Source organism: Cryptosporangium minutisporangium, assembly GCF_039536245.1.
Taxonomy (GTDB): domain Bacteria; phylum Actinomycetota; class Actinomycetes; order Mycobacteriales; family Cryptosporangiaceae; genus Cryptosporangium; species Cryptosporangium minutisporangium.
Genome location: NZ_BAAAYN010000023.1, coordinates 374,348 through 384,818 on the forward strand (window position 1 = coordinate 374,348; position 10,471 = coordinate 384,818).

Annotated in this window: 9 protein-coding genes; 4 read left to right on the plus strand and 5 right to left on the minus strand. The window is 69.1% G+C overall.

What is annotated here, in order from left to right; all coding sequences use genetic code 11:
* Window positions 1-14: 14 nt before the first annotated feature.
* Complete coding sequence (locus ABEB28_RS18380; RefSeq protein WP_345729349.1) at window positions 15-2,621, plus strand: CHAT domain-containing protein; 2,607 nt, start codon at window positions 15-17, stop codon at window positions 2,619-2,621.
* A gap of 3 nt (window positions 2,622-2,624) precedes the next feature.
* Here ABEB28_RS18380 and ABEB28_RS18385 read toward each other — a convergent pair whose 3' ends face one another.
* Together ABEB28_RS18385 and ABEB28_RS18390 are read right to left on the minus strand one after the other, a co-directional pair.
* A complete protein-coding gene (locus ABEB28_RS18385; RefSeq protein ID WP_345729350.1) occupies window positions 2,625-3,089 on the minus strand; it encodes a hypothetical protein in 465 nt (154 codons plus the stop codon).
* Window positions 3,067-3,702: an RNA polymerase sigma factor gene (locus tag ABEB28_RS18390; RefSeq protein WP_345729351.1), complete on the minus strand. Its 636-nt coding sequence runs from the start codon at window positions 3,700-3,702 to the stop codon at window positions 3,067-3,069. The genes ABEB28_RS18385 and ABEB28_RS18390 overlap by 23 nt, the downstream gene beginning before the upstream one ends.
* 375 nt (window positions 3,703-4,077) lie before the next feature.
* Here ABEB28_RS18390 and ABEB28_RS18395 point away from each other — a divergent pair, with 375 nt between their 5' ends.
* The gene (locus tag ABEB28_RS18395) at window positions 4,078-5,334 is read left to right on the plus strand and encodes a hypothetical protein (RefSeq protein ID WP_345729352.1); all 1,257 of its coding nucleotides are present in this window, start codon (window positions 4,078-4,080) and stop codon (window positions 5,332-5,334) included.
* 366 nt (window positions 5,335-5,700) lie between these two features.
* On the plus strand, window positions 5,701-6,198 hold the full coding sequence (locus ABEB28_RS18400; protein ID WP_345729353.1) for a hypothetical protein: 498 nt from the start codon (window positions 5,701-5,703) through the stop codon (window positions 6,196-6,198).
* Window positions 6,199-6,238: 40 nt separating this feature from the next.
* Here the strand turns inward: ABEB28_RS18400 and ABEB28_RS18405 are convergent, their stop codons facing one another.
* The 3 genes from ABEB28_RS18405 to ABEB28_RS18415 are packed head-to-tail and all read right to left on the minus strand — an operon-like array spanning window position 6,239 to window position 9,404.
* Window positions 6,239-7,780 (minus strand): tripartite tricarboxylate transporter permease, encoded by a 1,542-nt coding sequence (locus ABEB28_RS18405; RefSeq protein WP_345729354.1) that lies wholly within the window; start codon window positions 7,778-7,780, stop codon window positions 6,239-6,241.
* Between the two features lie 23 nt (window positions 7,781-7,803).
* On the minus strand, window positions 7,804-8,397 hold the full coding sequence (locus tag ABEB28_RS18410) for a tripartite tricarboxylate transporter TctB family protein (RefSeq protein WP_345729355.1): 594 nt from the start codon (window positions 8,395-8,397) through the stop codon (window positions 7,804-7,806).
* Complete coding sequence (locus ABEB28_RS18415) at window positions 8,394-9,404, minus strand: tripartite tricarboxylate transporter substrate binding protein (protein WP_345729356.1); 1,011 nt, start codon at window positions 9,402-9,404, stop codon at window positions 8,394-8,396. Before ABEB28_RS18415 ends, ABEB28_RS18410 begins: the two co-directional genes overlap by 4 nt.
* Window positions 9,405-9,525: 121 nt before the next feature.
* Here ABEB28_RS18415 and ABEB28_RS18420 point away from each other — a divergent pair, with 121 nt between their 5' ends.
* A complete protein-coding gene (locus ABEB28_RS18420) occupies window positions 9,526-10,413 on the plus strand; it encodes a LysR family transcriptional regulator (RefSeq protein WP_345729357.1) in 888 nt (295 codons plus the stop codon).
* Window positions 10,414-10,471 lie beyond the last annotated feature (58 nt).

Consider the following 10,471-nt stretch of genomic DNA (forward strand, 5'->3'; position numbering starts at 1 on the left):
TTTACGATCGGGGGATGTCGGCGACGAGCGACGACATCGAACAACCGTCTACGGACGAGCTACTGACGCTCGCCCTGGCTCGCCCGAACGAGGCGCTCGCCGCCGCGCGCGCGATCCTCGCGGAGCACCCCGGCCCCGCCCGGGCCGCCGTGGCACACCAGGCCGTCGGCGTCGTGCTGCGCGACTTCGGGAACATCTCCGACGCGATCGCCGAGCTGCGCGCCGCAGCGCGCTGGGCTCGGGCCGCCCGGGACCACGACCGGGAGACTGACGTGCTGGCCAGCCTCGGTGTCGCGCTGGTCATGTCCGGCCGGACTCGCGCAGGGCTGAGCACGCTGGAGCGGGCCGTCCGCGCTGCGGACGGGCAGCTGACCGGCCGCGTGCTGATCCGGCGGGTGTACGTGTTGTGGTCGCTCGGCCGGTACGCGGAAGCGCTGGACGATGCCCAGCGCGCCGTCGATCTGCTGGCCGACGGGGACGCGGTCTGGGCTGCCCGCGCCTATCAGCACCGGGCCGCGCTGCTGCTCGCGATGGGCGACACGACGCGGGCCGACCGGGACTACGCACGGTGCGGCGCGCTCTACGCCCAGGCGCAGCAGGACCTCGAATACGCATCGGCGCGGCAGGAGCGCGGCGCCACCGCGTTCGCCCGCGGGGACATGCCGGTCGCGCTCGCTCATCTGGACGACGCCGAGCGGATCGTCGAAAAGCTCGGCGTCTTCGATGCCGGGCTGTACGTCACCAAAACGACCGTGCTGCTCGCCGCGGGCCTGCACCGGGACGCTCTGACGACAGTCGAGTACGCCCTGGCGCGGATCAGCGAACACCGCGGGTCGGCCACGCAGCGGTCGGAGCTGCTGCACTGCGCCGCGCTGGCCGCGCACGCGGCCGGGAAGAGCGAGACCGCGCGGGCCCACGCCCGAGAGGCGCTGCGCGCGTTCCGACAGCAGCAGCGCCCCTGGTGGGCCGCCCGCACCGAGTTGGTGTTCCTGCAGGCGCAGGAGCACCCCGGAGACGGCCTGCTCCGACGTGCGCGCCGCCTCTCCCGGCAGCTCGACGTGCTCGATCCCGAGCAGGCGATCAGCGCTCATTTGCTCACCGCCCGGACCGCGTTCGCCGTCGGGAAGCCCGCCGTCGGCCGGTCGCACCTGCGTGCGGCTGCGGCCGGACGGCCCAGCGGCCTGTCCGGCCGGGTCTCCGCCTGTCTCGCGCAGGCGCTGCTCGCCGAGGCGGAGGGACGCCACCGCGCGATGCTCGGCGCGTGCGCCCGCGGCCTCCGCCAGTTGGACGCGTACTTACGGACGCTCGGCGCGACCGAGTTGCGAGTGCTGGCCAGCGCACAGGGATCGGATCTGGCCACGCTGGCGCTGCGGCACGCCGTCGAGCGCGCCGACGCCCGGCAAGTTCTGCAGTGGAGCGAGCGCTGGCGCGCCGCCGCGCTCGCGGTGCCCCAGGTCCGGCCGCCGGATGACACCCCGACGGCCGACCGGGACCTCGCGGCGCTGCGCAGTCTCGTCAGCCGTCTCGAAGAGGGCGCAGGTCCGCCCGGAACACCCGGCACGCTGCAGCGCGATCGGCGCCGGTTGGAGGACGCGATCCGGCGGCGCGCGCTGCTCGCGCCGGGGAGCGCGGGGTCCACCGCCCGGTTCCGGATCCGGGACCTGCTCGCCGAGCTCGGCAGCGCGACGACGCTGCTCGAACTCATCGATCTGGACGGCCAGCTGATCGCGGTCGTCGTCCGGAGCCATCGGGTGCGTCTGCACCGGGTCGGACCGACCGCGGAAGCGGCGCGCTCGCTGGCGCACGCGTTGTTCGCGCTCCGTCGCGAGGGCGGCCGTCGGGGCGTCCACCGGCTCGATCTCGGCGTCATCGGCGCCCGCCTGGAGGCCGATCTGCTCGGCGGCGCCGTACCGCTGCTCGGCGATGACGGATCGATCGTCGTCATCCCGACCGGACGGCTGCACGCGGTGCCGTGGGGTCTGCTGCCCTCGCTCCGCGACCGGCCGACGAGCGTCATGCCCTCGGCGGCGGCGTGGCTGCGGTCCCGGCGGGCAGCGCCTCCGCCGGACGCCAAGGTCGTGCTGGTGGGCGGTCCGAAGCTGTCCACGGGGACCGCGGAGATCCAGGCGCTGAGCAGTCTGTACCCGCGAGCGGAGGTCCTCGCCCACGGCGCTGCGACCGCGGAACGGGTGATGGCCGCGATCGACGGCGCGCATCTCGTCCACATCGCCGCGCACGGCACCTTCCGTGCGGACAGCCCGCTGTTCTCGGCGCTCGAGCTGGACGACGGCCCGCTGACCGTGTACGACCTCGAGCGGCTGCGCCGCGCACCGCACCGGGTCGTCCTCTCCAGCTGCAACTCGGCCGTCGGCGCCCCGGCCGGGGCGGACGAGCTCGTCGGGGTCGTGACGTCGCTGATCGGGCTGGGCGCGGCGGGGATGGTGGCCAGCGTCGTACCGGTCAACGACCCTGCCACGGTGCCGTTCATGTCGACGGTGCACCAGCACTTGAAGGAGGGCTGCCCACCGGGCGAGGCGCTCGCGCGCGCCCGGGGTGAGTCGGGCACGCACGAGACCGTGACACGCACGGTCGCGGAGGCCTTCATCGCGCTCGGAAGCTGAGGCTCACAGCAGCACCCAATCCGTGAGCACGCGGCCCGCGGTGGTGTCGCAGCGGAGCCGGATCCGGTTCGAGGGGAGGGGCGACATCACGAACAGCCCGCGGTCGTCGGCGCTGAGCTGCAGCAGCGCGCCGCCTTCGCTCTCCACGAAGATCTCGGCCGGCCCCGGCGGGATGAGCTGGCCGATGATCTGGTCGGACGCCACCTCCAGCTCGACCGAGAGCCGAGCCGCGTCGAACACCAGGACACGCACGTCCCCGGGCCCGGCGCGCATCGTGCTCAACGCGTCCTGCTCGACGTCGGAATCAAAAACCAGACCGGCAACGTGCAGGTCGTCGTCGACCGTGCGCCAGGAGAACAGGTGCTGGGCGTGCAGTGCCACGCGTTGCGCGATCGGACCGGTCTCCCGGACGACCTCTGCGAGGTCCGCGAAGAGATTGTCGTCGTCATCCCAGCGCTGCTTCGTCATGCCGGTCACCTCCTGCCCCGTCCGGCTGATCAGCTTCGGCGAGCAGCGTTCGTAACGCCGACGTACCGCGCAGCCGCTGCAAAGCTCTGGCCCGGGTGGGTCCAATGCTGCCGACCGGGATGCCGGTTCGCCGATGGATCTCGGCGTAGCTGAGCGGCGGATCGACGAGCAGCAGGAGCAGCAGCTCCCGGTGACGGGGGGTCAGCTCGGCCAGGCCCGCCAGGAGGGCCTCCCGGCGCTCCAGCCGCACCATGTCGGCGTATCGCTCGGAGAAGAGGTCGGCGACCACCACGGTCTCGTCGTCCCAGACCGGATCAGCCGGAGCGTGCGCGTCGGTGCGCTGCCGGAACGATCGGACCCGGATCGCCTCGCGTTGCGCGGTGACGATGAGCCACATCGGAAGTGCCTGCGGATCCCGCAGAGTCTCGAGGTGTTCCACGGCACGCAGCCACACCGTCTGCGCGACATCCTCGACCTCGTTCGGCTCGACCCGGTGCCGCCGGATCACGCCGACGACGAGCATGCCGTAGAGGTCGACGATCTCCCGCCATGCGGCAGCGTCGCCCTGCACGGCCTGTTCGACCAGGGCACAGCTCCGTGACACCTCGTCCATCCCGACTCCCACGACCGGCGCGTGCGCAGCGTTGGAAGATCCATCTGACTGTAAGGAGGGCCGCGGGCTGCGTCAGATACATCCGCGGGTCCGGCCCAACTACGCAGACACACCGCGCGTGCGGGCTGTCCCGGTGTGCAGGCCGATCAGCAGCGCGTAGAGCACCGGATCGTCGCCAGTGGACGCGGGTGCCGGTGGACGCCGGTGGACGCCGCGACCTTCTCACCCGGACCGGCCCGGAGTGATCGAGGGTTTCCCCCGTAGCGGCCCGAAACTGGGCCCGCGAATCCTCGAAGTCGCCCCAGCGCGCGGAGCGCCACCTCCGGCCTGCCTGATAGCGCGGATCCGGGGAGTGAATCCGAGAGGAGATGACCCGTGTTCGATCCCGTGAGCTTTGTGGTACTAGCCCTCGTGAATGGGATATTGAATACCGTCGCTCAAAAGGCAGCCACCGAGGGTTATGGCGCGTTCAAACGCTATCTCACCCAGCGCTACGGTACCGAGGTCGAGGTCAGCGTCGCGCAACTCGAGAAGAATCCCCGGTCCCTCGAATATCAAAGCGACCTGGCCTGGCGGTTGCGCACTGCGGGCGCCGACAACGATCCCGAGCTGATGAGATTGGCCAGAGAGCTCACCGACCTGGTGGAGAACCCAGAGCGCTCCAGTCATTCCGAAGCCGTCGTAACGGATCCGGTTGCAGATCTTCGACGGACCACCGGAATGAAAGTGGTGAGCGGGTTACTCGAAGAGCACCTGAGTAAGGTTCTCGCAGTACGGTCGAGACACCTTGTGGAGGACAGAGACCTTCTTTCCGGCAACATCAAGGGCAGCGCGGCAGAAGTTCCGCTCGCAATCCGGGACAGCGCGACCCAATTACGCCATCGGATGCGACAGGTCATCCAGCAGATATCCACCACTATTGAAGAGTCCCGCTATCGAGAGGTCGAGGCGGCAGTCGAAGAATTTCCTGCCGGGCTCGCTGAACGACAGCGGGCCGACCGCCTGGTGCAAGCGGATAAGCTGCTCCACATTTCCTATGAGTCTCTCCGGGTCACCGTCGAGTTCTTCAGTGAGATCAATCGTAGCGTTCTCAGCCGGATCGAAGAGGAGCAGTCGCGAAGCCGGCAGGCGAACATGATGTTCGGAAACGCCGTGATGATCTACGAACTGACCGACTTCGTGATCGGCTACATCCGGTCTTTCACCCTAGGCGGCGACCTCGAAGGTCTGCGTGCCGATGCGAAAAAGCGTGTCGACGACGCACGGCGGGCGGAGAAGGAATTCGCTGCCCGCATCCGCGAGCGAGAGGTGGAGGTTGGCGTGCTGGAGCAGACGCTCGCCGATATACGCGCCCGCGAGGAGGCACTCGATCTGCTCGACCGGGAGTGGGATCGGTACCTGGGCGAGATGGGCGACATGCGCGGTCGAATCGACGAAGTTCGGCGCAGCATACCTACGCTGGAGACGATCCGAGAGAATGCCGAGCGGCAGATCACCGCACTGCAACTCGTCGCGATGCTGAATTTTCTGAAACAGAGTTCCGACTCGATCCGTCCGACGGTGGACACGCTCCAAGGATTTCGGCTTGCTCCGCTCAACGAGTCCCGCGTCCGTCGACTGCTCGGAATGTGACGGAGCGCCATGGACAACGCCCCCCGGAGTCGGCACGCCGACCTCTCGACCGAACAGCTCGAAGACCGCCTGCGCCGCGCCGATACGCCGGCCGCCGACCGGGCCGCGATCGAGTCAGAGCTCTCGCGGCGGTTCACCGAGGAACTGACCGGAGAGCGAACGTCCCCCGGGCCCGCTCCCGAGCCGCCCAATCCAGAGCCGCCCAAGCCATCGCCGCCCAGGCCCCCACCGCCCCGATCACCACCGCCCCGCACTACTCCGACCGTGGAGTTCCACGAAGCCGCACCGCCAGTGGTTGTACCGGCTTCGGCCGATCCAGGGACGTCGGACCTCGATCGGCCAACGCGGCGACGGAGTGGTGCACGCTTGTTCCGGGCGGTTCTGGTCATCGCCGTGCTCGGCGCGCTGGCGGCCGTTGCGGTGGTTTTGAAAGATCAGAACAGCTCCACGCCAACCTACTCGCAGGAGGAAAAATCCTCGGCGGACCAATTAGAGACGTGCATCGTGGATACGTGGATACTGGTCAGCGTCACCGCCGACGATGGCAGCACCTACGAAATCACCAACGGTGCTCAGGCCTACGTTTTCACTCCAAGCGGTACCGCCGCATTTAGTTCCGACGTGACCTTGGCTGGACCCAACGGAGCCGAGGTGCGAATAGTCGGCCAAACCCGCTTCACGTACACCCTGGGAGACGGCACGATCACCACGTACGCCACCTATACCACTGGCGAGATCGAATATTACACCGACGGAGTACTGCAGGACAGCCAACCGTCCTGGATGAATGACAATGCTGTACCGCTCTCCTGTTCCGGTTCGCGTCTGGACTTCGGCGGTGGGCACTACGCGCGCAAGGGGTGATGCGCCCGGAGCATCGCAGGCCTCCCAGCGTCGGCGGACACTAGGTGACGACGTCCTCGCTCTCACGCTCGTCGGCGTGATCACGACCGAGGCTGCGGGCGCGCTGGATGCGCCACAGCGTCCGACCGACCGGCAGCAGTGCCACGGTGAGGAACACGGCGAGCAGCGTGCCGGAGATCGGACGGGTGAAGAAACCGCTGGGATCGCCGTCGAACAGCAACAGCGATCGGCGCAGCGAGGTCTCCAGCAGAGACCCGAGGACGAAGGCCAGCACCAGCGGGCCGGGGTCGAAGCCGGCCTTCTTCATCAGGTACCCGACGACGCCGAAGGCGACGACCAGGCCGATGTCGAACACGCTGTTGTTGACCGTGTAGGCCCCGATCAACGTGATCAGGACGGTGATCGGAGCGAGGATGCCCGCCCGGACGCGGAGGATGCGGACGAACAGCCCGACCAGCGGAATGCTCATGACGAGCAGCAGCACGTTGCCGACGTACATCGAGTTGACGACGCCCCAGAACAGCTCGGGTTGCTCGGTGACCAGCTGCGGTCCCGGGGTGACTCCCTGGATGAGCAGCGCTCCGAACAGGACGGCCATGGTGGCGTTGGCCGGCAGCCCGAGCGACAGCAGCGGGATGAACGACGAGGTTGCGGCCGCGTTGTTCGCGGTCTCCGGCGCGGCGACACCCTCGATCGCCCCCTGTCCGAAGCGTTCGGGGTGCCGGGATCGGCGTTTCTCCAGCGCGTAGGCGGCCATCGAGGAGAGCACCGCTCCCCCGCCCGGAAGGATGCCCAGGAAGAAGCCGAGGACCCCACCCCGGCCGATCGCGCCGGAAGCCTGGCGGAGGTCGCTCCGGCTGGGCCAGACGTCGGCGACGGGGGCTGGAGCGCGGACGGCGCGGTGGCGCTCCTCCAGGTTGTAGAGGATCTCCCCGAGGCCGAAGAGGCCCATCGCGATCGGCACGAAGTCCAGTCCGTCGGCGAGCGACAGGTTCCCGAACGTGAACCGCTCCGCGCTGGTGAACGCGTCCCGCCCGGCAGTGGCGAGCAGGAGTCCGAGCACGGCCGCGATGAGGGCCTTCAGTGTTCCGGTCGCGGTGATCGCCGCCAGCAGCAGGATGCCGAGCAGTGCCAGTGCCGTGTACTCGGGCGGGCCGAACTTCAGGGCGAAGTCCGCGACGAGCGGCGCCACCAGGCTCAGCGCGACGATCGAGAGGGTGCCGCCGACGAACGACCCGATCGCCGCGATTCCCAGGGCCGTGCCGGCCTTGCCCTTCCGGGCGAGCGCGTGGCCGTCGAACACCGTGACGACCGACGACGCCTCACCCGGAAGGCGGAGCAGAACCGAGGTGACGGTGCCGCCGTACTGAGCGCCGTAGAAGATGCCGGCCAGCATGATGATCGCGGTGACCGGCTCCAGACCGAAGGTCAGCGGCAACAGGATGGCGATCGTGGCAGCGGGTCCGAGGCCGGGCAGGACGCCGATGAGCATGCCGATGACGACACCGATGAAGCAGTACAGCAGGTTCTTCGGCTCTGCGACGACGGCGAACCCGTCCAGCACCGGGGACAGGCTGTCCAACGGTCCTCCCAGCGTGCGGTGAGTCAGAACAGGTGCGGTATCGCGACGTCGAGCGCGCCGACGAACAGGGCGTAGAACGCGGCGGTAGCGCCCAGGCTGACGACGATCGAGATCCGCCAGCCCTCCCGGCCGAGGTACCGCAGCCAGACGAAGGCCAGCAGGGCGGTCGGGATTTCGAAGCCGACGACGGGCAGCATCACCACGTAGACGACCATCGTGGCCACGCCGGCCAGTACGAGGAGCGCGGCGGAGGTGTACCGCTCCGCGTCCCCCGCCGTGCGGGCCCGCACGATCAGCGTCAGGCCGAGCGCGATGAGTCCAGCGCTGACCAGAGCCGGCCACGTGCCGGGCCGGGGCGAGGCCGCGGAGCCGGCGCCCAGGCTCAGCGAACCGACGAGCGACGCCGCACCGAGAACCGTCACGAGCACGCCGGCGACGATGTTCGCCACCGGCCCCGCGGCAGGCGGTCGCTCCGACTCCACTTCCGCCATGTCGTCGGGTGCGACCTCCGTACCGTCGGGCGGGTCTGCATCGCCGGTCGGGTCGACGGACGGCGGGGCATCGGCCGGCTTCGAAGCGTCGTTCGAAGCCGGCCGGTCGCCGATCGACGGGGTCATTCCGTACCGCTCAGATCAACCTTGTACTCGGTGGTCAGCTCGCGGTTCTTACTCAGCGCTTCCGTCCACTGTTCGAGCAGCGTCGGGCCGTCGACCTCGTTCGGGGTCAGCGACCGCTCGGTGTTGAAGTCGCGGTAGGCCTGCGTCTCGAAGGCCTTGCCGAACGCTGCGCGGAGCCGGTCGACGACCTCCGTCGGCGTGCCCTTCGGTGCCACGATCGCCCGCGACTGCTGCACCGGAACGTCGAACCCGGCGTCCTTCGCGGTCGGCGTGTCCGGCAGGTACGACGGCCGCTTCGTGGCGAACGTGACGATCGGAAGGAGCTTCTTGGCCTTGATCTGCTCTTGGGCTTCGCCGAGCTGGATGGAGGCGACATCGACCTGGCCGCCCAGTACCGCGGTCAGCGCCGGGGCGCCGCCGTCGAACGGCACCGCGGTGGCTTTCACGTCGGCCTGGGCGAACAGGAGCGCCGAGGTGAGCTGGCTGCCGGTGCCGACCCCCGTGGTGGCGTACTTGATCGGCCGCTTGGCGTCCTGGATGTCCTTGACCGTCCGGAAGCCGGTCTTCGGGTGGGCGACCAGCACGTAGTCGTCCTGGGAGATACCGGTGACGACCGTGTAGTCGTTGATGTCGACTGCCTCCGCCGGCGGCACGGCCAGCGGAGTGATGTACGCGAGAGAGCCGACGAAGATCATCACGGTGTACCCGTCGGGCTTGGCCGAGGCGAGTTCCTTCGCGGCGACCCCGCCGTTGGCCCCCGGCCGGTTGAGCACGGTGATCGACTGATCGAGATCCTTGCCCACCTCGTCGGCGAGCGCCCGGGCGATCAGGTCGGTGCTGCCGCCGGCGTCCTGCCCGACCAGTAGCTGCACCGGCCGTTCCGGATAGGACGACGCGGCGTCGGACTCCTCGTCGCCGAGGTTGCCGCCGCAGCCGGTGAGCGCGAGAACGGCGGCCAGCGCGGCGCTCGCGATGACGCGGCGGCGAGCCCGAATGCTGCTCTGCATGGGTCTCTCCTCCTGAGCGGGGAGTCTGTGAAGCGGGTCACGATCCGGACTTCGGGGCAGCCTATGATCGGAGTAAATGCCTGTCTAACTCTCTTACTGCATTGATTGATACCTTCACAGCATGACCTACACGCTGGAGCAACTCCGCGGTCTGGTCGCGGTCGCCGAGGAGCTCCATTTCGGACGCGCGGCGGCCCGGCTGCGGATGACCCAGCCCCCACTGAGCAGGCAGATCCAGAAGCTGGAGGCCCAGGTCGGGGTCCGACTGCTCGATCGGGACAACCGACGGGTCGCACTCACCCCGGCCGGCGAAGCCTTCCTCGCCGAGGCCCGGCGGATCCTGGCGATCGCGGAGGCCGCACCCGATCTCGCACAGCGGGTCTCGTCCGGCTCACGCGGTCTGGTGCGGCTCGGGTTCACCGCAGCGTCGACGTTCGGCATCCTCGGACGGTTACTCGACCGGCTGGAGCGCGAGTTACCCGAGGTCCGGATCGAGCTGTTCGAGATGGTCACCCGCGAACAGATCGCGGCGCTGGCGAACGAGGACCTCGACCTCGGGCTGGCCCGCCCGCCGTTCGACCCGGAGTTGTTCGACTCCCGACTGCTGCACCGCGAAGCGCTGCTGCTGGCCGTGCCGAGCGGGCACCCGCTGGCCTCACTGGACCGCCCGGCCGTCCCCGCGGACCTCGCCACCGAGCCACTCATATTCCATTCGCAGCAGAAGGCCCGGTACTTCTACGACCTCGTCGTGAGCATGGTGCCGCTGGCGCAGGAGCGGGTCGTGCACAGCGTCAGCCAGATCCTGACGATGCTCTGGCTGGTCGCCGCCGGCCGCGGGATCGCGTTCGTGCCCGCGTCGGCGACGCTGCTGGCAATTCCGGACGTGGCACTGATCCCGCTGGCGACGCCGGTCCCCGAGCCGGTCGAGCTGCACCTGCTCTGGCCACGCCGGACCCACAACCCCGCGCTCGCCCGGGTACTCGAGGCATTGCGGGACGTCGAGTACTAGCGATGCCGCCCAGGTATCCAACGATGCCGAAACACTCTTGGACAGGCATCGTTGCGGG